Origin of the sequence: Nostoc sp. (assembly GCF_036917135.1) — a bacterium.
Lineage (GTDB): Bacteria > Cyanobacteriota > Cyanobacteriia > Cyanobacteriales > Nostocaceae > Nostoc.
Genome location: NZ_JBALEA010000023.1, coordinates 194,926 through 214,487, shown reverse-complemented (window position 1 = coordinate 214,487; position 19,562 = coordinate 194,926). Strand labels below are relative to the sequence as shown.

Genomic DNA, 19,562 nt, shown 5'->3' with positions numbered 1-19,562 from the left:
ATGATACCATTGCTAATCCACGCCGCAAGTGAATTTTTGCTTATTAATTTATTTTATGGAAGACTTACAATGTTTTTTAAAATTCACTAATTATTGTGCGATTTTTGTCATGTCTCAACTGGTACTCTGAGTCGGAAATCAAGGTATCATACCCTGCCTTTACTTCTCCTCTTCTAGTACTGCTATACAGTACGAGTTTAAAAGTTCTCTAGGTTGAGAAACCCGCCTTGAAGACTCTTGAACTGCTACGCATCTACAAAATAACGGTAAAGCTTGTGATGTCAGGTTTTAGGGCTGAAGCTGGAGAACCAGTTAAAGATGAAAACCGTCAACTTAATGAGTTACCGTAATAATTTACTTGTTATACCAATTTTGTATGAATCAGCTAAGATTTGGCGCAGCTTCACAAAAAACTTTATTAACTGTCTTTTTATTTTTGAATTAGTTCTTAACTGTCTTAACTGTCTTAACTGTCCTTGTATGTTCACTACAAAAGTAATAGTATTTTCAAAGTTTCGTATTTCAAGTCAGAGCGATAGTTTGAAAAAACAAACTTCTGGCTAACTATCAACTAAATAGTGCGGTTAAATTCAACAATCAGACAACAGGAGAAAATATGGGCATTTTCACGACAACACACGAAATTAAATGTGACCAAGACACATTCTGGAATAAGTTTTTTAACGAGGATTGGAACACTAAGGTCTACAAAGAAGGTCTTGGCTACACTGAGTTTACAATCCTTGAACAGCAGACTGAGAGTAACGCTGATATTTTACGTAAAGTCAGAATCAGACCCAATATAGAACTACCAGGACCAGTAGTCAAACTACTCGGTACAAACTCGACATTTTTGGAAGAAGGCAAATTTGTCAAAGAAACCCAAGTTTGGTACTCCAAAAAAATATCAAGTACTCTTGCAGACAAGATACGCTGGGAAGAGACGATCCGGATCGAATCGTTGGGGAATAATAATATCCGACGGATTATAGAAACGACGTTAGAAGTAAAAATTTTCGGTGTTGGCGGATTGATAGAGAGTTCGTTTGAAAAATATGTAAGACAAGAAGCAGATCAATCTGCTGTAACCTATAATAAGCTGTTGAGTGTGTAATTTTCCAGAGGATTACAGAGTTACCAATGGTTGCAGACCCGAAAAAGTGCAAGTTATACGTGCGACAGCTTAATCCTAAATAATTTGTGAAAAGTTAGATACCCGACTTATTTAAAAAGTCGGGTATCTTGATACCGCAAATTTTCACAATTCAGATAGGATTGCTATATATCACTTCCGTTTCCCAGAAGCTTTAGCAGCTTTTTTTGCTGCTTTTTCAGCTTCTATTGCAGCTAACTTTGCTTGCTCTTTTTCTTCGGCAATTTTCTGGAGATAGTAATGATAATCTCCTAAGTAAACCCGGAATTCACCGTCACGAATTTCGACGATTTTGTTAGCTACTTGAGAAATAAAGTAGCGATCGTGTGAAACTACAATTGCCGTACCATCATAATTTTTGAGTGCTTCTTCCAGCATTTCTTTAGCTGGAATGTCTAGGTGGTTTGTCGGCTCATCTAATATTAGTAGGTTAGCAGGACGTAAGAGCATTTTTGCCAACGCCAAACGAGCTTTTTCTCCTCCACTTAATGCCCCAACTGCCTTAAATACAGTATCACCAGTGAATAAGAAGCGTCCCAAAAGCGTGCGGACTTCTTGATTATCCCAATCTGGAACTTCATCATGGATAGTTTCCATGACAGTTTTCTTCAAGTCCAAAGCTTCAGCTTGATTTTGCTCAAAGTAACCAGGAATAACGTTATGATCCCCTAATTGAACGCTACCTTCTGTTGGTGGTTCCATGCCCATAATTACGCGCAGAAGGGTAGATTTTCCAGCACCGTTGGGGCCAAGAAAAGCAATGCGATCGCCTCTTTCAATTAGCAGATTTGCTGCCAAGAACAAGATTTTATCACCATAAAGATGAGTTAAATCTTTAATGTCCACTACTTCGCGTCCACTGCGGGGTGCGGGGGGAAAACGGAAGTGTAGAGTTCTCATACCAGCGACGGGTGCTTCAATGCGCTCAATTTTGTCGAGTTGCTTTTCCCGGCTTTTTGCCTGGGTACTGCGGGTAGCACTGGCGCGGAATCTATCAACAAAGGTTTGCTGTTTCTCTAATTCTTTTTGCTGGCGTTCGTAAGCACTCAGTTGTGCTGATTGACTTTCGGCTTTTTGTTCCAAATATGCCGAGTAGTTCCCAAGGTAGGTACTGGAAACGCCACGTTCAGTTTCCACAATTTGGGTGCAGAGACGGTCAAGGAACTCCCGGTCATGGGAGACTATTACCATCGGCGTAATCAGCCCTCTGAGGTAATTTTCCAACCACTCAATGGTTTCTAAATCTAGGTGGTTAGTCGGTTCATCCAGCAGCAACAAGTCAGGTTTTTGCAGCAGGATTTTCCCTAAACTCATCCGCATTTGCCAACCACCACTAAAGGCACTGACGAGGCGATCGCCATCTTCTAGCCCAAACCCCATTTCTGGTAAGATTTTCCCGATGCGTGCGTCTAAGTTGTAGCCATCCAAGGCTTCAAATTTGCGCTGTAAACGATCCAACTTGTCGATCAGTCGATCGAGTTCCTCTGGGTTAGCCGTTTCCATCTCTTGTGGTATGTGCGCTAGAGATAACTGTACTTCGTTGGCTTCTTGGAAGACAGTCCAAAATTCTTCTCTAACGGTGCGGGTGGGATCTACTTCAAACTCTTGGTTAAGATAGGCTATATGTAAGCTATTGGGGCGAATGATTTCGCCGGCGGTGGGTTCCATTTCCCCAGAGATGATTTTTAGCTGGGTGGATTTTCCAGCACCGTTGACACCGACTAAGCCAATGCGATCGCCTGGTTTAACTTCCCAGTTGATATCTTTGAGAACTTCGCCTGTGGGATAAATTTTACTTATATGTTCTAATCGCAGCATTAAGTTTCTCTCAGGTAGGGAGTGGGTGGTTGAGGACGAAGTACTAACACCGCCTCTAATATTAACAAAAATTAACTATAAAATCGTCGTGATCAAGTTTGGAAGCCACAAACCAAATTTGGCTTGAGCCACAGATAAAATCTACCACATCTATCTCAAGGCTGACTTTGTGCTACTTGTCTGACTTCTTCGACACTGAAATCAAATGCCTCAGCCACTTGTTCCACTGTCACCCCCAATTTCAACAAGGTGGGTATTAATTTTAATTTGGCTATACGCTCCCCTATTTGGATGCCATCATGATATAGTTTCGCGTTTTGAACTTGGTTTATAGTTAAACCTAATCCCTCCGCAACTTGCTCAATAGTTAACGCTAAATCTAATAGACGAGGTACTGATTGCCGTAAACCTTCCAAACGCCCTTCTTCAAATGCTTCTTGATAAACTTTTGTATCTTTGAAACTCATAGTTCCTATGTTGTAGTCCACCAATTCCTCTACTCCTTGATTCAGAAGAATCCTACTGCACGGCTTGTCTGACTTCTTCGACACTCAAATCTAGCGCCTGTGCTATTTGTTCTACAGTCAACCCGGCTGCTAACATTGCTGGTACTGCTTTGAGTTTACCTTCTCCAATGCCTTGAACCCTACCTTGTTCAATGCCTTGAACCTTACCTCGTTCAATACCTTGTTCAACACCTTCCTGAAAGGCTTCCTGATAAAATCTGGTTTGCTTTAACTCGCTTAAGCCAAACATTTGCTCCATCTCCTCCCTAGTCATTGTGGGAAACTTATAAACCAAAATAGTCTCTATAAATTGTAATAACTGCTGCTGTTTTGATGGTGAGTTTATCTCTGACTTGGTTCTGTCTATCAACTCCCTTGCTTGGACAATTGCTATATCATCGGTTGCAATTACTAATTTAGCAGTTGCAATGCCAATTGGAAGCGATGCAGCTTCACCTAATTCATCCAAATAAATGCGTCTGACGCGCCCACTTGTGAAAAACTCATGGTAATGTTTGATATTGCCTGTATCTACATTCCTATTTGGGTATAAAACCACAGCACCCCAGTCATTTAATGGTTGATTCTGACGGAGGTATAAGCATATTTCTGCAATTAGCCGTGAATAAATTTCCCCATCAGCTTGAAATTGCACTTCAACAAAGTAAATTGGGTTCTCACTTCCTTGTGTAGGTAGAAACACACCATCGATTCTGAAGGCTGTTTGTTTGATTTCAACTGATGAAAATTGATAAAGGCTAGCTACTTCTGGAGGATTACCAATAAGCTCAAAGAAGATATCAGGGAATTCTTGAAACAGCCGATAAAAGATGATGTCTGTTTTCACAACTTTAGATCATTTTAATATTTTGATTTGCCTTTTTATTCGTTACTTGATAGTTCACAACCATCTCGCACTTCCAGCAACCGCTCTTTTGCCATACCTAATATACGTGATAAAGGCGCTAATAAACTATCATCAAATGCTTCTCCAGCATAAATATTATTCAGTTCCGTAGGAGATAATTTAAAGGTGTCACAGAATTTTGCAAACTCCTGGTTACTCAAATCAAGCTCTTTTTGCCTATCTTGAAGTAAAACTGCGATCGCTCTAATTCCATGCTTCGGACGTTCACTAGTTTTTATATATTTTTCCATTACATAATAGACTTTCCTGGTATCGCCGCCCAGTTTTTTAATTAAATCAGTACAAGCCATTTTTAGTGCTTTCTTTAAAACTTCTTCCTCGTTTAAAAACTTAATAATTTCGCTAGCATATTCTGGTTTAAAAAATCCCACCAAATCACCTTTATGGTAAACTGGGATATAAGGTTCATTTGATTCAAAGTGCCAATCTAACGGTTCGTTGCGTAGAGACATAGCTGCACCCCTCAATCATTTAAGATTTCACCATTTAAAACCATTTATTCTTTAACTGCCAGTAAAATACCCTAGCCCTGGCGATTAGAAATCGCAGCTATACAGACAAAACCCACTTCCGTGGGTTTCAACTTGCTGGAGTCTACGCAGACGGACTTAGTTTGTGTAGCCGTTATAGATTTCTAGCAGAACCTCGAACTCGACCAAAATTAGCGATTGCTAGGTGAATCAATGCGATTCTACTACTTACACACTTAGTTTTGTGATTCGTATTCTTCACAAATTATTACAGCAGCTTCTAGGTATCGATCTAGTAAATGATGATCGGATATATCAGGTAATACTAATTCGACTGCCCTAGTGGTTTCCATTACTCCACCACGATCTTCTCCATCTTTAAAAGCTGCCATCGAACCCCATAGTCGAGCTATTGCAGTTTGAATTTCTTCTCTTTCAGGCAAATACCATATTTCTCGACTAATTTCATTACACTGTAAAGGAGTTAAAAAATTGGGATCTGACAAAGCTTGCTGAATATATTTATTAAGCTGGGAGAGTTTATCCGATTTAGTATTGGATGAATATATTTGTATGCATTCTATTGCCCATTGGATTGCCAAACTATAGTGATATTTTTGTAATTTAAGTGCAATTGGATAAGCCCAAAGTATTTGTTTTTGCGCTATAGTTTGTTTGACATTTTCTATTACTTGTTTCATGGATGTAACTATATCTAAATAACTTAGAGTAAAACTTATAAGCATATAATTTTTTTCACATCGTCTACTTAAGGTATCTCCAAATCACAAATGAGCGTCATAAAAATAGTAGTAATTATCATTCCCAGTCTTGACGAGTATCGCACAGAAAATTGTCTGCGATCGCATCATCAAATAAATAAGGGCAATGCTCTGGAAAAGTCCGTAATGGTAGGTTAGTTTCTCGTAGCGCCAAATCGACTCCCGCTTCAAAGCCATCTAACAAAGCTTCTTCTATTCGAGACTTTAAGCTAGGGTTCTGCCGCAAATGTCTGTGAATGGCGCGGCGCTGTTCTCTAATTGTTAAAAACGAACTGCGACAACATTGTTCGGGTTGATACTCCCACTTCAAGAGATGACCGAGTAATACACTCAGACGACTCACGAGTTCCCGATATTCCTGTCTCCCCAAAGCTTGAATTTCCTCTTGCAGGTGTTGCCAGTCTAGTTCCATAACTAGCCTCTGCTCTAACGCTTTAGCCTGCTGCTGCGTCCAGCCATAGAAGTCTTGGTCATACAAAAAAGGTTTGTCCATAGAGTTCAATCTTGACAGCAAGAGACGACGAGCTATAACGCTTCTGGGTTGAGTCCAATACAGACCTAACCCCCAGCCCCTTCCCTACTAGCGTTGGGGAGTAAAATTCAAAGCCTCTCTCCTTTTAGGAGAGAGGTTTGGAGAGAGGTCAGAGTGTATTGCATACAAACGAGAAACGTTATATTTTAATGATTTAAATTCAATCCTGAACAAATATTCAACTAGCCTTCGCCTCATCCCCCGATGCTTCAGCCACAGCCGCCAATCTATCTGCCGCAGCTTGGACGATTTGAGCCACTTGAGCCAAAGGCATGTGCTGGATTTGTCTCAGAATCAGACTCAAATCTGAGGTTTCTGGAATTGGCTTGCCATCAATGCAGCTGATTAACTCTTCCATTGTGTAGCCTGCTTTCGATGCGATTCGAGCCAAATTTTCTGTATCTGGAACCTTCACACCTTTTTCCCACATCTGAACAGCAGTAGCAGATACCCCCAAAAGCTTACCAAATGCTCGCTGACTCATTGAACCGCGAGCTAGTTTAATGATTTCAATCAGTTTTTGTTTGCTTTCGATCTTCACTGCTTATATAGCTAGCCAACTGTATTTACAAGTTTACTTTCAATAATACAAGTTTACTTTTATATTGACAGCCTTGTGTTTTAGTACTAAACTATATCTCTGGTTGTAAATCAGCAACTACAGGCATCAAGCTAGTAGACTAACCCATCTATCTTTAACCAACCCAAAAAACTTAGTTTGCTACGGCGCTTTAGCTAGTAGCTCAACTTTGCTGCGAAGAAATAATATCGAAGGTGCATCATGTTTCGCAAGCCACGCAAAATTAATCAATATCGTCGCAAAGGTAAAAACCTTATAGCCACTAATAAAATTAAACCAGAACAGTGGAACATTTCTGACGCAGAAACCAAAGAAGCTTTAAAAGTTAAAGGCTACGATGTTAAGCAAATCAAAAAAATCCACCTTCTGAAACATCAAGTGTGTATTTCCTACTGGGATGCAAAAGGCAATATATGCAGCAGCTTTTTTAGCTACCGGATTTTTGCGCGTTGGCAAAAAGAAATAGAAAATTTAATTTATACCTGCCAAACTCTGAAGGAATGGGCGAAGCTAAACTACGTTATGAAGTACGAATTTGCCTATTACAATTATCCCAGTGAGATAGAAGATACACTCCACGCAATGTTAGAAAACCACCTGTCTGTCTTAAAAGCAATAGTACAACAAGTGGTTTTACAGAATATTTAACAGCAAAAATTAGTTAGCGGCAGCAGTCGCTAACTCCGCAAGACGTTCCTGTTGGTCTAGAGATATACAAGATTGGATCAGCGTCTCTAAATCACCCTCCAGAACAGGGTTAAGCGAATAATTCTGCCCTAACCGATGATCGGTAGCCCGGTTATCTTTATAATTATACGTGCGAATTTTTTCCGATCGCGATCCTGTACCAACCTGCGATCGCCGCATGGAAGTTACAGCTTCTTGTTGTTCGCGTAACTTCATCTCATACAACTTCGCCCGCAGAATTTGCATCGCCCGTTCTTTGTTTTGCAACTGGCTGCGTTCTTCTGTACAAAAAATCCGAATCCCTGTCGGTTTGTGCATCAAATCGGCGGCTGTTTCCACCTTGTTGACGTTTTGCCCACCAGCACCGCCAGAACGGGCTGTGGTCATTTCAATATCTTTTGGGTCAATGTGAATTTCCACATCATCCACCTCTGGCATAATCGCCACGGTAGCTGTGGAAGTATGAACCCGTCCCCCAGATTCAGTTGCCGGCACGCGCTGCACACGATGCACTCCAGCTTCAAACTTTAACTGGCTGTAAACGTCATTACCTTTAATTTCGAGAATGACCTCTTTCCAGCCACCCATTTCTCCACGAGATTCGCTCACTAGAGAAACTTTCCAACCTTGAGTCTGGGCATAGCGGGTATACATCTGCATCAAATCGCCAGCCCAAATACTTGCTTCATCGCCACCAGTACCAGCGCGAATTTCCAACATGATATTCTTTTCATCATTGGGATCGCGTGGTAGCAGTAAGACTTTCAAGCGAGACTCTAAATGTTCTATTTTTTCTTCAAGTTCTTTTACTTCCAGTGATGCCATTTCTTGCAACTCTGGGTCACTGGCAGATTCTTTGTAAACCTGACGCGCTCCTGTCAAGTCTTCTTGGGCTGTTTTCCAAATTTCATAAGTATTAACTACCTCTTCCAAAGAAGAACGAGACTTAGCAATTTCTTGATATTCATCAGGATTGCTAGCGGTATCGGGGTCGCCAAGACGACGTGTTAATTCATTAAAGGTTTGTTCAACGGATTTGAGTTTATCGAGTAAGTATGATTCAGCCATGACGAGTGCGTTCACGAAGTGTGTGCGGAGCGCATTCGCTCCTTAAAAAAATAACAAATTGGCTCGAGCATATAAATGAAAATCGACCCAGCTGATGCAGGGCCGTCGTTAACAGCAGAGCCAACTCGCTACTTTTTGTCTTGTTCGTCGCCAGATGTTTGAGTGCTGCTCATACCGTACTTACGGAGGAAGCGCTCTACTCGACCCTCAGTGTCAATAATCTTCTGAGTACCGGTGTAAAAGGGGTGATTTCCAGACCAAACATCTACGTGCAATTCTGGCTTGGTAGAGCCAATGGTCATAACAACTTGACCGTTGCAGTAAACTTTAGAATCTGGATACCACTTGGGGTGAATATCAGCTTTAGCCATTGTTCTTTTTGCGATGAATCTATATAAATTATAACTTTCAGCGTTCAATTGGAGTTATGAAAAGGGAGAAGGGAACAGGTTACAGGTAACAGAAAACTATCACCTGTCCCCTGTAACCTATCACCTTCTTCACCAATGCCCAATTCCCTAACGCTTAGAGTACTGAGGCGCTTTCCGAGCTTTATGTAAACCATATTTCTTCCGCTCTTTTGCTCTCGGATCGCGAGTCAAATAACCTTCGGTTTTCAAAGGTGGGCGGTTGTCTGGGTCTAGTTGGCACAAAGCACGAGCAACTCCCAAACGAACAGAATCAGCTTGTCCGGTCAAGCCGCCGCCTTCTGCTTTCACCAAAATGTCATATTCGTTTTCTAGTCCCAGAGTTTCCAGGGGTGCCTTAATCACTCCCAGGTAGTTGGGGTTGAATTGGAAATACAAGGTTCCATCTTTACCGTTCACAATCAGTTGACCGGTGCCTGGAACCAAGCGTACCCGTGCTACTGCGTTCTTACGGCGACCAGTACCCCAGTATACGGCGCGACCGCTATTAGCATCTGCTACTACCATTAATTTTCTTCTCCAGGAATTGTACTAACTTTTAGTTCTTTAGGTTTTTGAGCATCATGGGGATGGATCGGCCCCGCGTAAACTTTTAGCTTGGTAAACAACTGCTTACCCAGACTATTTTTAGGTAGCATACCTTTAACAGCTTGTTCTAAAATCCGCTCTGGTATGCGGTCTTGCAGTTTAGCGAAAGTTTCCGTTTTCATCCCACCGGGACGACCCGAATGGCGGCGGTAAAGCTTTTGAGTGCGCTTTTTGCCTGTGACTGCGATTTTCTCGACATTGATGACGATTACGAAGTCACCTGTATCTAGGTGGGGTGTATATTCGGGTTTCTTTTTGCCTCTCAGTACCTGGGCGATTTCGCTGGCGAGGCGACCGAGGCGTTGATCGGTGGCATCTACTATGTACCACTCACGCTCAAGGGTTGCTTGAGAAGGAAGGTATGTTTTAACTGTTGTCATTTCTCATTTGTCCTTTGTCATTTTTAATTTGTCATTAGTCATTTGTCTTTTATCATTTGTCAGTTGTCCTTTGTTATTCACTAATGACCATTGTAAAGATGCGATTAATCGCCTCTCTACTGACCAATGACTAATGACTCTTGACTAGTGACGAACTTTGGCAAGGTGTCGTACCAAATCTCTTGTGGAAAGGGAAAATCGGGATAACCGACTCGCAACAAGCACAAGCCTTGCGGCGGTGCGGCGTATTTCACCTCTTCCCGACGTTCTTCTTTCCAGAGTTCGGTGAAGCTAGAAAGTGTTCGTTGTCCAGAACCTACTTGTACCAGCATCCCTACCAACAGCCGTACCATGCCATACAAAAATCCATCTGCCTGTATTTCAATATGGATAAATGGCCCACTGCGACGACACTCTGCTGCTTGCACCTCTACCCAAGAATGCGATCGCTCTGAGCCTGCACGGTGAAAAGCAGCTAAGTGATGCTTTCCCAAGAGAGGTTTCAAGGCAGCTTGAATTAAAGATTCATCCAGGGGTGCATAATAATAATGCCAACTGAAGGGTCTTACAAACAAGTTAAGCCGATCTTCAGTATATATTGTGTAGCGATACCGTCGATAGGCTGCACTAAAGCGAGCGTGCCAACGGTTATCGACACTAGCTGAAGCCCTGATTAATATATCTGGCGGCAGATAGCTGTTGAGGATTGTTGCCCACTTGTGAGGCGGAATAAAACCTGTTGCTTCAAAATGGGCTACTTGAGCAGCAGCATGAACTCCCGAATCGGTTCGCCCAGCGCCATGTAGTGTCACATGATACCCAAGAATAGTCGCGATCGCTATTTCTATCTCTTCCTGGACTGTCCGTTGGTTTTTTTGCCGTTGCCAGCCATGAAAATGAGTGCCCAGGTATTGGATTACCAAGGCTACTCGATGAGTTTGTGTAGGCTGGTGGCTTTCTAACATACAGATTTTGTCCTTTGTCTTTTGTCATTTGTCCTTTGTCAGTTGTCCTTTGTTATTCACTAATGACCAATGACTAATGACTAATGACTAATTGACCAATGACTTAAACCAATTCAATTATTGCCATTTTTGCATTATCACCCCGACGCGGTACGGTACGCATGATGCGGGTATAACCGCCCTGGCGATCGCCATATCGAGTTGGAGCTTGCTCAAATAGAGCGTGAACCAGTTGTTTGTCGAAGATATAGCCAAGGGCTTCCCGACGTGCTGACAAGGAGCCATTTTTGGCTAGGGTAATCATTTTTTCCACTTCACTTCTTAGAACTTTCGCTCTAATTAAAGTGGTGGTGATCTTACCATGACGGATCAGCTCGGTGGCGAGCGATCGCAATAAAGCACGGCGTTGATCGGCTGGTTTACTGAGTTTTTTGACGCGACAACGGTGACGCATAATTATGCACTATGAATTATGAACGGTTTTTCTTAAGGGTGTTTAGAGCCTCTTTCCATTGGCAGGGTGATGCCCAGCCTTCGTTGTAAAGCTTCCACAACTTCTTCTGCTGACTTTTGCCCAAAGTTCTTAATTTCTAAGAGGTCTTCTTGGGTATAATCCAACAAATCTGCCACAGAGTTAACTTGTGCCCGTTTGAGACAGTTATATGCCCGCACAGAAAGTTGCAACTCTTCGATAGGGATCTGGGCAGTCGGGTCGTCTGGAATATCCGAACCTGTGTCTGTTGGTTCTAGGGAGATGTCTTTCAACGGGTTGAATAAATCTACCAAGATTGCAGCAGCCGAAGATAGTGCTTCCTGCGGGGAAATGCTGCCATTTGTCCAAACTTCCAACAGTAGTCGGTCTTTTGGAATCAAATCTTCCCCACGAGATTCTTCAACACTGTAGTTGACTTTTCGCACCGGCATAAATATGGAGTCGATTTGGAGAAAATCTAACGATGTGGCTTCCTCACGTCCTCGCTCTACGGTGCGATAGCCTTTCCCTTTCTCGATCCGAAATTCCATTTCCAGCTTTCCACCCTCAGCGATGGTGGCTACATACTGGGTCGGATCGATGACTTCTACTTCACTGGGCAAATCAAAATGCGACGCAGTGATTGTTGCTGGTCCGCTAACGAGTAATCTACCAATCTGGGGCTGTGAAGAATAGTTTTTTAGGATAACTTCCTTCATTTTCATGAGGATTTCCAGCACATCTTCCCGCACACCCGGAACTGTGGCGAACTCGTGTGAAACGCCTGCAATCCGCACGGCTGTAACTGCTGTACCTTCTAGGTTTGACAGTAAAACCCGCCGCAGTGCGTTGCCAACAGTTGTTCCTTGACCGCGTTCTAGAGGTTCCAAAACAAATTTACTGTAATGGTTCCGACTTTCCTCGGTATTCGACTCTACACACTCAATTTGAAACTGCGCCACGGATGAGCCTCCCTTTTTCTAAGGTGCTGCTAGCAGACAAATCAATTGCCTCCCGAATTGAACTTATGTCCTGTAGATTATAGGTATATCAAACTACTAGTATAAAATTACGGTATAGTTTGACACTTCTATTGAGCTTGCAGGGGCTAATAATATTTTGGGTATCCCGAAGTTTAACAGCTTCTCCGGTGGGAAAATCTGACACGCTTCTGGTTGCCCAAACTTTTACTCAATGACAGTTTGCACGTTAAACGCCCAAGCCGTCATTGCTGGTTGTAACTTTTCGTCCTCACAGTCTAAGTCTTAGTGTTTAAACTCGACGGCGCTTGGGTGGACGGCAACCATTGTGAGGAATGGGGGTAATATCCCGAATCAGTGTAATTTCCAGTCCTGCTCCTTGAAGTGCCCGGATAGCGGTTTCTCTACCTGCTCCCGGACCACTGACCATTACCTCAATTTGGCGCATTCCTTGATCAATAGCTCGACGGGCTGCACTTTCAGCAGCAGTTTGCGCTGCAAAGGGAGTTCCCTTTTTTGCTCCCTTAAAACCGCTAGAACCAGCACTAGCCCAGGAGATAACATCTCCATTTTGATCGGTAATGGTGACAATGCTATTGTTGAAAGTAGACTGGATGTAGGCCATCCCACTGGGCACATTCCGTTTCTGCTTCTTGCTCCCGGATTTTTTAGTTGGTTGTCTCGCCATACTTGTTTAGGTGATTTAAGGTAAAACTTGCTCGGATTAGCAAGCGTTGCAAAATTATTTCCCTGGAGCCTTCTTCTTCCCAGCCACTGTCTGCCTTCTGCCTCGACGGGTTCTGGCATTGGTGCGAGTTCTTTGTCCTCTGACTGGTAAGCCCATACGATGACGACGACCTCTGTAGGTACCAATGTCAACTAAACGCTTAATGTTCAAAGACTCCCAGCGCCGCAAGTCGCCTTCAACTTGATAGTTGGTTTCTATTTCCCCTCGGAGGGCTGTCACATCGGCATCACTTAAGTCCTTAACGCGGGTGTCTGGGTTCACACCAGTTGCCGCTATAATTTCTTGAGCGCGTGATAACCCAATTCCGTAGATGTAAGTCAGACCGATCTCGACGCGCTTATCGCGTGGAAGGTCTACTCCGGCAATACGTGCCACAATGAACTCTCCCTATTGTTGTCGCAATTACTGTTGGTTGGAAAAACGTGATTAATCGCGTCTTTTCGTTTTAATGATGATATGCGTGTTACAACTCACTCTGTTGGTAAGAGCGTTATCCTTGACGTTGTTTGTGCTTGGGGTTCACGCAAATCACCATAACGCGACCACGACGTTTGATCACGTTACATTTTTCACAAATTTTCTTGACTGAGGCTCTAACTTTCATGCCTTTTATTTTTTGACTCCAAATATAAAATTATAGCATTTCTAGGGAAATTAATCCAGTTAAATGACTAATAAACAGTCAAAAAAATGGTTTTATGGTAAAATTCTCTACATATACTTACTTCTTTCGTAGTCGATAGGTAATTCTGCCTTTGGTCAAGTCGTAGGGGGTTAACTCCACCTTGACGCGATCGCCGGGCAAAATCTTGATATAATTTCGGCGAATCTTGCCGGAAATGTGTGCTAGCACGTTAAAGCCATTGTCCAAGTCAACGCGAAACATCGCATTGGGCAAGGACTCTGTAACCGTGCCTTCCATTTCAATCAAATCTTGCTTAGACAATTTGTTTTTTCCTCAACTCAACAATTTCGTGTTCAGTTGCAGCCTTCATCTGCAAGAGAACACATTTTAAGAAATATATCAACAGTTTATTAATATATCTTAGCTAAAATTGATCTTTTTTTTGTTAGGGGCATTGGGCATTGAGAAAGAGGAGGCAAGAGGCAGAAGTTTTTGAATTTTGAATTGATTTCTCCCTCATCCCCCTTATCCTCAAGCGATTACCTTTTGTAATTCACCAGTGACATCTTCTTGGGACTGATTGCCATTGACTGTTAGGAGTTTATGGCGATCGCCATAATAATCAATTAAAGGTGCAGTTTCCGCACGGTATACTTCTAAACGACGACGAATCACCTCTTCGGTATCATCTTTTCGTCCTCTAGCAAGCAAACGTTCGATGACAATTTCATCTGGTGCATCTAAATTGACTACCCTTTCGCCACCTTGATGTATTTCTTCCAGTAACTTTTCCAGAAAAGCTGCTTGGGTCACTTTTCGGGGAAAACCATCCAGAATCCAACCATTTTTGGCATCTGGTTGACCGAGGCGCTCCTGTACCAAGTCCTGCACAAGCTGGTCGGGTACTAACTCGCCGCTATCAACATAACTTTGAGCTTTGATTCCTAAAGGAGTTTGCTCTTTCATGGCTTGTCTTAATATTTCACCCGTAGAAATATGGGGAATATTCAAGTGTTCAGCCAAAGTTTGAGCTTGTGTTCCTTTACCCGCCCCAGGTGGCCCCAAGAAGATTAATCGCGTCACTATTATTTCACCATTCCTTCATAGCGCTGAGAGATGACATAAGTTTGGACTTGTTTGGCTGTCTCAATTGCCACACCAACTAAAATTAACAACGAGGTTGCACCTATTCCCCGGAAAGTTTTCACATTCAAAGCGCTTTCTACGGCAGTGGGGATAATAGCAACGAAGCCCAAAAAGATTGCACCCAAAAAAGTGAGTCGGTTGGATACGCGTTCGATATACTCGCTAGTTGCCTTGCCAGGACGAATCCCAGGAATACTAGAACCCATTTTCTTCAAGTTCTGCGCCACATCTACCGGGTTGAGAATCAACGAAGAATAGAAGTAGCTGAAGAAAACGATGGAAATCATGTAGACCAAGGCATAGACCCAGGAGCTAGAACCGCTTGGACTCAAATAAGTGTTAACTATATTCGCTAAATCGGCATTTTTAGTAAAATTGGCGATTAGCAGTGGCAAACTGAGGATGGCAGCAGCAAAAATAATTGGCATTACGCCGCCTTGATTTAGCCGCAGGGGTAGATAGCTACGCTGCTCTGCCAAAACTCGGCGACCGACTTGGCGACGAGCCGAAATAATTGGAATGCGGCGCATTCCTTCTTGCACAATTACAATACCAACAATTGTCGCTAGGAAAACTAAGACCAGCACGATCACCCGACCCACTGCTTCTCGACCGCCGACTTGCACCAAGTCGATGGTATCGCCTAAAGCTTTTGGTAATGACGCGACAATGTTGACAAAAATCAACAATGATGCTCCATTACCAATACCCCGCTCTGTAATCAGTTCTGATGCCCACATGACGAACATAGAACCAGCAGTCAGAGCGATCGCAGTTTCAGCGACAAAAATTGGACCTGGTTTTAAGGCAAATTGCTGGATGAATAATGCTGAAAAAGCTGTACTTTGCAGAATCGCCCAACATACAGTGACATAACGGGTAATTTGGGATATTTTCCGCCGACCCGCTTCGCCTTCATTTTTCTGTAAATTTTCTAAAGATGGGATCGCCGCCGTCAGCAATTGGATGATAATAGACGCATTAATGAAGGGCAAAATTCCTAAAGCAAAGACTCCCAAAGTCGAAAGTCCTCGCCCAGAAAATATATCCAATAAGCCGAATATGGAATTATTGCCCGATATGGCTTCGGCAAATCTCGCTCTATCAATCCCTGGCACGGGCAAGAAGATGCCCAGGCGAACCAAAATTAAAATACCGACGGTGACAAGCAGCCTACCTCTGAGGCCAGCTGCCTGCGCCATCTGCATAAAAGTTTCTTGAGCCGTTGGGGCTTTATCTCGACTGATCATAGAGTGCTACCTTTATAGTGAACCAAGCACTGGCAGCGAGTTGGCTTGCATTTAAGTGCGCTGTTCCGGCTCACTCATAAAACTTCACAACTACCACCAGCTGCCTCAATTTTGCTACGAGCTGAACCTGTGAAAGCTGCCGCTTGTACTTTAAGCGGAATGCTCAATTCCCCGTTACCTAAAATTTTCAATGACCCTTTGACAGCAGTCAGTATACCTGCGGCTTTCAATGAGGCCAAAGTTACTTCCGTATTAGGGGGAAGGGAGGCTAGCTTCTCTACATTAATCGTAGTGTAAATCTTCTGATTAACAATCGGAAAGCCCTTCAGCTTAGGTAAGCGGCGGTACAATGGCTGTTGACCACCTTCAAAACCGGGTCGGGTACCACTACCAGAACGAGATTTTTGACCCCGCATACCTAGACCAGCACTGGCACCTTGACCAGCAGAAATACCTCTACCTACACGCTTCTTGCGTTTCTTTGAGCCTTTTTGCGGCTTAACATCATGGAGTCTCATAATTTATCAAGTTCTCATTTGTCGTTTGTCATTTGTGAGCCAGTGCGGTCTTCTGCCTTGGCGCTAGCCTCTCCCTTTGGGAGAAGGGGAGACGCTAAGAGCGATGGGGGTCTCCCCCATGAGTAACTGGCGTTAGCGAGTCATCAAGCGTCGGCACGAGCGTCACCTGGAAGGGCGTTTGTCATTTGTCATTTGTCCTTTGTTATTCACTAATGACTAATGACCAATGACTAATGACTAAATTAGATGTAGAGATTTTGAATAGGAATACCGCGATCTTCGGCGACTTCAGCAAGGGTACGCAGTGTAGATAAGGCGTTAACTGCGGCTCTAGCATTATTGAGCGGATTGTTGGAGCCTAGTTGCTTGGCTAAAACGTTACGAACTCCTGCTAATTCCAACACAGTTCGCACAGCACCACCCGCAATTACCCCAGTACCAGGTGAGGCTGGACGCATAATCACTTTTGCACCGCCACCGACACCATCAATGGGATGGGGGATGGAGTTGGATTTGGTGATTGGGACATCAATGAGGTGTTTTTTGCCATCGGCTACGCCTTTTTTGACGGCGCCAATTACATCTGAGGCTTTACCTACTCCGACTCCAACCTGACCGCGTTCGTTACCAACGACAACGATCGCTCTGAAGCTGAGTTTTTTACCACCTTTGACCACTTTACTTACGCGGCGGATTTGAATAACCCGCTCTTGCCAAGTGGTTTCTTCTTTTTTGGCACGCTTTGTTCTACTTTTACGCTCTGTTGCCATAATTTATGCTCTGGTGAATGTCAGTTGTCAGTTGTCAGTTGCCCTTTGTCATTTGCCAATAACTAATGACCAATGACTAATGACCAATGACTTTAGAAATCTAAACCAGCTTCGCGGGCTGCATCAGCTAGTGCTTTGACACGACCATGATATAAGTTACCACCGCGATCAAATACTACTTTGGTGATGCCTTTTTCTAGCGATCGCACTGCGATCAACTTCCCAACTTGCACCGACGCGTCGCGGTTTGCACATGACGCTAAACTAGATTTCAACTCTGGTTCGACAGTCGATGCGGACACGATGGTTTGATGCTGAGTATCATCAATTAGCTGGGCATAAATATGCTCATTAGAACGGAATACCGCTAAACGGGGACGTTCTGGGGAGCCAATAACTTTACCACGGACACGTCGATGACGACGGTTTTTTGATTCTCTACGAGTAAGTTTCATTTCTACTTCTTACCACCCTTACCAGTCTTACCAGCCTTCCGTCTGACCACTTCACCCGCATAGCGAATGCCTTTACCTTTGTAAGGTTCTGGTGGACGAACGGCACGAATTTTGGCGGCTGTGTTACCGACGATTTCTTTGTCATAGCCACTAACAATGACGTTAGTAGGATTTTCTACGGCAAACTGAATTCCTTCTGGTGGTTCAATTTGCACCTGATGGCTGTAACCCATATTCAAAACTAGGTTACGCCCTTGAAGTTGTGCCCTGTAACCAACACCTTGAATTTCCAAACGGCGCTGAAAACCTTGGGAAACTCCCTCGACCATGTTGGCAACTAAAGTGCGGCTTAAGCCGTGTAGTTGCTTTGAGGTACGAGTTTCATCCCGACGATTGACTTGTAATATTTCTCCCTCTTGGGAAACTGAGACATTCGGTGTGAGAGTGCGAGAAAGTTCTCCTTTGGGCCCTTTCACCACAATTTTCGTACCATCGATCGCCACTTGAACTTTGGCGGGAATAGTAATTGGACGTTTACCAATACGAGACATGAATTTTTGTCCTTTGTTATTTGTCCTTTGTCCTTTGCCTTTCACTAATACTTCGACTCCCTTCGACTGCGCTCAGGGCGAGTCGCTCAGTACAAGTGACAAATGACTAATGACCAATGACTACCAAACGTAACAAAGCACTTCGCCACCCAAGTTCTGACGCCGCGCTTCGCGGTCAGTCATAATGCCACTGGATGTAGAAATAATGGCAATGCCAATACCGCCTAGTACTCTTGGTAATTCTTTTCGATTAGAGTATACACGCAAGCCAGGTTTACTCACTCGCTTTAAGGCGGTGATTAGAGGCTGACGGGTTTTACCCTTGTATTTCAGGGAAATCACCAGATTGTGTTTTACCCCTTCTTCTGCTTCTTCGATTTCAGCAATAAAGCCTTCCTCCCGTAGCACTTTGGCAATGCTCCGGGTCATTTTTGTCGCTGGCACTTGTGTAGTTTGATGCCGCGCCAGGTTGGCATTGCGGATGCGCGTCAGCATATCTGCAATTGTGTCGTTAGCCGCCATCGTTCCCTCTATTGATGAACTTATTGATCGCGAAAGGGCATTCCTAATTCTTTAAGTAAGGCGCGACCCTCTTCGTCGTTTTTTGCTGTGGTAATGATGGAAATATCCATCCCACGTACTTGATCGATGCTGTCGTATTCGACTTCTGGAAAAATTAGCTGTTCTCTCACACCCAGAGTGTAGTTACCGCGTCCGTCAAAGCTTTTAGGGCTAACGCCGCGAAAATCTCGAATTCTGGGTAGTGATAGGCTAACTAGTCGGTCGAAAAAGGCATACATCCGTTCGGCTCTAAGTGTCACCATGATCCCTACTGGCATCCCTTGACGAATCTTAAAGCCAGCGATCGCCTTCTTCGCCCGTGTTACCACTGGTTTTTGACCTGTTACCAAGGCAATTTCGTTAATGGATGCCTCTAGAGACTTCGCATTTTGAGCTGCTTCACCCAAACCTCGGTTAATCGTCACCTTTACCAACTTCGGTACTTGATGAACGTTGGTATATTGAAACTGATTGATCAGTTTGGGAACGATTGTTTCTTGATATAAGGTTTTGAGTCTTGTTGTCGGCATAGTTTTTTTGTCCTGATATCCCTGGGCTTTGTCAGGGAAACTTTAATTTTGGATTTTAGATTTTGGATTTT

Annotated in this window: 29 protein-coding genes; 3 read left to right on the top strand and 26 right to left on the bottom strand. The window is 43.5% G+C overall.

Annotated elements, in window-relative coordinates; translation table 11 throughout:
- The first annotated feature begins 227 nt into the window (after positions 1-227).
- Both V7K50_RS05705 and V7K50_RS05700 read left to right on the top strand, forming a co-directional pair.
- Positions 228-350, top strand: a complete 123-nt coding sequence (locus V7K50_RS05705) for a hypothetical protein (protein WP_334958039.1) — start codon at positions 228-230, stop codon at positions 348-350.
- Between the two features lie 266 nt (positions 351-616).
- Positions 617-1,114: a DUF2505 family protein gene (locus tag V7K50_RS05700; protein ID WP_334958037.1), complete on the top strand. Its 498-nt coding sequence runs from the start codon at positions 617-619 to the stop codon at positions 1,112-1,114.
- A 171-nt stretch (positions 1,115-1,285) separates the two neighbouring features.
- On the opposite strand, the gene V7K50_RS05695 is transcribed toward V7K50_RS05700, so the two are convergent.
- The 7 genes from V7K50_RS05695 to V7K50_RS05665 all read right to left on the bottom strand — a co-directional run bounded on the left by V7K50_RS05695 (position 1,286) and on the right by V7K50_RS05665 (position 6,730).
- Positions 1,286-2,971, bottom strand: coding sequence for an ABC-F family ATP-binding cassette domain-containing protein (locus V7K50_RS05695; RefSeq protein WP_334958035.1), 1,686 nt, complete (start codon positions 2,969-2,971; stop codon positions 1,286-1,288).
- Positions 2,972-3,126: 155 nt separating this feature from the next.
- Positions 3,127-3,438 carry a hypothetical protein gene (locus V7K50_RS05690; protein WP_334958033.1) on the bottom strand — a complete coding sequence of 104 codons (312 nt, stop codon included), beginning with the start codon at positions 3,436-3,438 and terminating at the stop codon, positions 3,127-3,129.
- Positions 3,439-3,490: 52 nt separating this feature from the next.
- The gene (locus V7K50_RS05685; protein WP_334958031.1) at positions 3,491-4,324 is read right to left on the bottom strand and encodes an Rpn family recombination-promoting nuclease/putative transposase; all 834 of its coding nucleotides are present in this window, start codon (positions 4,322-4,324) and stop codon (positions 3,491-3,493) included.
- Between the two features lie 35 nt (positions 4,325-4,359).
- A complete protein-coding gene (locus V7K50_RS05680) occupies positions 4,360-4,857 on the bottom strand; it encodes a hypothetical protein (protein WP_334958029.1) in 498 nt (165 codons plus the stop codon).
- Between the two features lie 254 nt (positions 4,858-5,111).
- Positions 5,112-5,576 carry a hypothetical protein gene (locus V7K50_RS05675; RefSeq protein ID WP_334958027.1) on the bottom strand — a complete coding sequence of 155 codons (465 nt, stop codon included), beginning with the start codon at positions 5,574-5,576 and terminating at the stop codon, positions 5,112-5,114.
- A gap of 118 nt (positions 5,577-5,694) precedes the next feature.
- Entirely contained in the window at positions 5,695-6,150 is a 456-nt protein-coding gene (locus tag V7K50_RS05670; protein WP_334958025.1) for a DUF29 domain-containing protein, read from the bottom strand.
- A gap of 217 nt (positions 6,151-6,367) precedes the next feature.
- Positions 6,368-6,730, bottom strand: a complete 363-nt coding sequence (locus V7K50_RS05665) for a helix-turn-helix domain-containing protein (protein WP_012410694.1) — start codon at positions 6,728-6,730, stop codon at positions 6,368-6,370.
- Positions 6,731-6,970: 240 nt separating this feature from the next.
- Between V7K50_RS05665 and V7K50_RS05660 the strand changes: the two genes are divergently transcribed.
- Positions 6,971-7,417: a hypothetical protein gene (locus V7K50_RS05660; protein WP_334958023.1), complete on the top strand. Its 447-nt coding sequence runs from the start codon at positions 6,971-6,973 to the stop codon at positions 7,415-7,417.
- Between the two features lie 9 nt (positions 7,418-7,426).
- Here V7K50_RS05660 and prfA read toward each other — a convergent pair whose 3' ends face one another.
- From prfA to rplE, 19 genes are all read right to left on the bottom strand, one after another.
- Entirely contained in the window at positions 7,427-8,524 is a 1,098-nt protein-coding gene (gene prfA / locus V7K50_RS05655; protein ID WP_334958021.1) for a peptide chain release factor 1, read from the bottom strand.
- A 128-nt stretch (positions 8,525-8,652) separates the two neighbouring features.
- Complete coding sequence (rpmE, locus tag V7K50_RS05650) at positions 8,653-8,895, bottom strand: 50S ribosomal protein L31 (RefSeq protein WP_334958020.1); 243 nt, start codon at positions 8,893-8,895, stop codon at positions 8,653-8,655.
- 147 nt (positions 8,896-9,042) lie between these two features.
- Complete coding sequence (gene rpsI, locus V7K50_RS05645; RefSeq protein WP_104906415.1) at positions 9,043-9,459, bottom strand: 30S ribosomal protein S9; 417 nt, start codon at positions 9,457-9,459, stop codon at positions 9,043-9,045.
- Complete coding sequence (rplM, locus tag V7K50_RS05640; protein WP_334958018.1) at positions 9,459-9,920, bottom strand: 50S ribosomal protein L13; 462 nt, start codon at positions 9,918-9,920, stop codon at positions 9,459-9,461. The genes rpsI and rplM overlap by 1 nt, the downstream gene beginning before the upstream one ends.
- Before the next feature lie 116 nt (positions 9,921-10,036).
- Positions 10,037-10,885, bottom strand: coding sequence for a tRNA pseudouridine(38-40) synthase TruA (gene truA, locus V7K50_RS05635; RefSeq protein WP_334958016.1), 849 nt, complete (start codon positions 10,883-10,885; stop codon positions 10,037-10,039).
- Between the two features lie 103 nt (positions 10,886-10,988).
- Complete coding sequence (gene rplQ / locus V7K50_RS05630; RefSeq protein WP_229547639.1) at positions 10,989-11,339, bottom strand: 50S ribosomal protein L17; 351 nt, start codon at positions 11,337-11,339, stop codon at positions 10,989-10,991.
- A 32-nt stretch (positions 11,340-11,371) separates the two neighbouring features.
- A complete protein-coding gene (locus V7K50_RS05625) occupies positions 11,372-12,319 on the bottom strand; it encodes a DNA-directed RNA polymerase subunit alpha (RefSeq protein ID WP_334803086.1) in 948 nt (315 codons plus the stop codon).
- Between the two features lie 310 nt (positions 12,320-12,629).
- Positions 12,630-13,025 carry a 30S ribosomal protein S11 gene (rpsK, locus tag V7K50_RS05620; RefSeq protein WP_012410703.1) on the bottom strand — a complete coding sequence of 132 codons (396 nt, stop codon included), beginning with the start codon at positions 13,023-13,025 and terminating at the stop codon, positions 12,630-12,632.
- A 54-nt stretch (positions 13,026-13,079) separates the two neighbouring features.
- Complete coding sequence (rpsM, locus tag V7K50_RS05615; protein WP_334803087.1) at positions 13,080-13,460, bottom strand: 30S ribosomal protein S13; 381 nt, start codon at positions 13,458-13,460, stop codon at positions 13,080-13,082.
- Between the two features lie 115 nt (positions 13,461-13,575).
- Positions 13,576-13,689, bottom strand: a complete 114-nt coding sequence (gene rpmJ, locus V7K50_RS05610) for a 50S ribosomal protein L36 (protein WP_015129703.1) — start codon at positions 13,687-13,689, stop codon at positions 13,576-13,578.
- 117 nt (positions 13,690-13,806) lie between these two features.
- A complete protein-coding gene (gene infA, locus V7K50_RS05605) occupies positions 13,807-14,031 on the bottom strand; it encodes a translation initiation factor IF-1 (RefSeq protein ID WP_006276978.1) in 225 nt (74 codons plus the stop codon).
- 210 nt (positions 14,032-14,241) lie between these two features.
- Positions 14,242-14,793, bottom strand: coding sequence for an adenylate kinase (locus tag V7K50_RS05600; protein WP_334958014.1), 552 nt, complete (start codon positions 14,791-14,793; stop codon positions 14,242-14,244).
- A gap of 2 nt (positions 14,794-14,795) precedes the next feature.
- On the bottom strand, positions 14,796-16,106 hold the full coding sequence (gene secY / locus V7K50_RS05595; RefSeq protein ID WP_334958012.1) for a preprotein translocase subunit SecY: 1,311 nt from the start codon (positions 16,104-16,106) through the stop codon (positions 14,796-14,798).
- Positions 16,107-16,180: 74 nt separating this feature from the next.
- Complete coding sequence (rplO, locus tag V7K50_RS05590) at positions 16,181-16,624, bottom strand: 50S ribosomal protein L15 (RefSeq protein WP_334958010.1); 444 nt, start codon at positions 16,622-16,624, stop codon at positions 16,181-16,183.
- A 242-nt stretch (positions 16,625-16,866) separates the two neighbouring features.
- The gene (rpsE, locus tag V7K50_RS05585) at positions 16,867-17,394 is read right to left on the bottom strand and encodes a 30S ribosomal protein S5 (protein WP_229547634.1); all 528 of its coding nucleotides are present in this window, start codon (positions 17,392-17,394) and stop codon (positions 16,867-16,869) included.
- A gap of 92 nt (positions 17,395-17,486) precedes the next feature.
- Positions 17,487-17,849 carry a 50S ribosomal protein L18 gene (gene rplR / locus V7K50_RS05580; RefSeq protein WP_334922542.1) on the bottom strand — a complete coding sequence of 121 codons (363 nt, stop codon included), beginning with the start codon at positions 17,847-17,849 and terminating at the stop codon, positions 17,487-17,489.
- 2 nt (positions 17,850-17,851) lie between these two features.
- A complete protein-coding gene (gene rplF / locus V7K50_RS05575; protein WP_334958008.1) occupies positions 17,852-18,400 on the bottom strand; it encodes a 50S ribosomal protein L6 in 549 nt (182 codons plus the stop codon).
- A gap of 120 nt (positions 18,401-18,520) precedes the next feature.
- Positions 18,521-18,922, bottom strand: a complete 402-nt coding sequence (rpsH, locus tag V7K50_RS05570; protein ID WP_334803092.1) for a 30S ribosomal protein S8 — start codon at positions 18,920-18,922, stop codon at positions 18,521-18,523.
- Between the two features lie 20 nt (positions 18,923-18,942).
- Positions 18,943-19,491, bottom strand: coding sequence for a 50S ribosomal protein L5 (gene rplE / locus V7K50_RS05565; protein WP_094349095.1), 549 nt, complete (start codon positions 19,489-19,491; stop codon positions 18,943-18,945).
- Positions 19,492-19,562 lie beyond the last annotated feature (71 nt).

What these genes read in the sequence shown, in the direction of transcription:
- V7K50_RS05700 (WP_334958037.1), top strand. Translation starts at nt 617, where the DNA reads ATGGGCATTTTCACGACAACACACGAAATTAAATGTGACCAAGACACA.
- V7K50_RS05695 (WP_334958035.1), bottom strand. Translation starts at nt 2,971, where the DNA reads ATGCTGCGATTAGAACATATAAGTAAAATTTATCCCACAGGCGAAGTT.
- V7K50_RS05690 (WP_334958033.1), bottom strand. Translation starts at nt 3,438, where the DNA reads ATGAGTTTCAAAGATACAAAAGTTTATCAAGAAGCATTTGAAGAAGGG.
- V7K50_RS05680 (WP_334958029.1), bottom strand. Translation starts at nt 4,857, where the DNA reads ATGTCTCTACGCAACGAACCGTTAGATTGGCACTTTGAATCAAATGAA.
- V7K50_RS05675 (WP_334958027.1), bottom strand. Translation starts at nt 5,576, where the DNA reads ATGAAACAAGTAATAGAAAATGTCAAACAAACTATAGCGCAAAAACAA.
- V7K50_RS05670 (WP_334958025.1), bottom strand. Translation starts at nt 6,150, where the DNA reads ATGGACAAACCTTTTTTGTATGACCAAGACTTCTATGGCTGGACGCAG.
- V7K50_RS05660 (WP_334958023.1), top strand. Translation starts at nt 6,971, where the DNA reads ATGTTTCGCAAGCCACGCAAAATTAATCAATATCGTCGCAAAGGTAAA.
- prfA (WP_334958021.1), bottom strand. Translation starts at nt 8,524, where the DNA reads ATGGCTGAATCATACTTACTCGATAAACTCAAATCCGTTGAACAAACC.
- rpmE (WP_334958020.1), bottom strand. Translation starts at nt 8,895, where the DNA reads ATGGCTAAAGCTGATATTCACCCCAAGTGGTATCCAGATTCTAAAGTT.
- rpsI (WP_104906415.1), bottom strand. Translation starts at nt 9,459, where the DNA reads ATGGTAGTAGCAGATGCTAATAGCGGTCGCGCCGTATACTGGGGTACT.
- rplM (WP_334958018.1), bottom strand. Translation starts at nt 9,920, where the DNA reads ATGACAACAGTTAAAACATACCTTCCTTCTCAAGCAACCCTTGAGCGT.
- truA (WP_334958016.1), bottom strand. Translation starts at nt 10,885, where the DNA reads ATGTTAGAAAGCCACCAGCCTACACAAACTCATCGAGTAGCCTTGGTA.
- rplQ (WP_229547639.1), bottom strand. Translation starts at nt 11,339, where the DNA reads ATGCGTCACCGTTGTCGCGTCAAAAAACTCAGTAAACCAGCCGATCAA.
- rpsK (WP_012410703.1), bottom strand. Translation starts at nt 13,025, where the DNA reads ATGGCGAGACAACCAACTAAAAAATCCGGGAGCAAGAAGCAGAAACGG.
- rpmJ (WP_015129703.1), bottom strand. Translation starts at nt 13,689, where the DNA reads ATGAAAGTTAGAGCCTCAGTCAAGAAAATTTGTGAAAAATGTAACGTG.
- secY (WP_334958012.1), bottom strand. Translation starts at nt 16,106, where the DNA reads ATGATCAGTCGAGATAAAGCCCCAACGGCTCAAGAAACTTTTATGCAG.
- rplO (WP_334958010.1), bottom strand. Translation starts at nt 16,624, where the DNA reads ATGAGACTCCATGATGTTAAGCCGCAAAAAGGCTCAAAGAAACGCAAG.
- rpsE (WP_229547634.1), bottom strand. Translation starts at nt 17,394, where the DNA reads ATGGCAACAGAGCGTAAAAGTAGAACAAAGCGTGCCAAAAAAGAAGAA.
- rplR (WP_334922542.1), bottom strand. Translation starts at nt 17,849, where the DNA reads ATGAAACTTACTCGTAGAGAATCAAAAAACCGTCGTCATCGACGTGTC.
- rplF (WP_334958008.1), bottom strand. Translation starts at nt 18,400, where the DNA reads ATGTCTCGTATTGGTAAACGTCCAATTACTATTCCCGCCAAAGTTCAA.
- rpsH (WP_334803092.1), bottom strand. Translation starts at nt 18,922, where the DNA reads ATGGCGGCTAACGACACAATTGCAGATATGCTGACGCGCATCCGCAAT.
- rplE (WP_094349095.1), bottom strand. Translation starts at nt 19,491, where the DNA reads ATGCCGACAACAAGACTCAAAACCTTATATCAAGAAACAATCGTTCCC.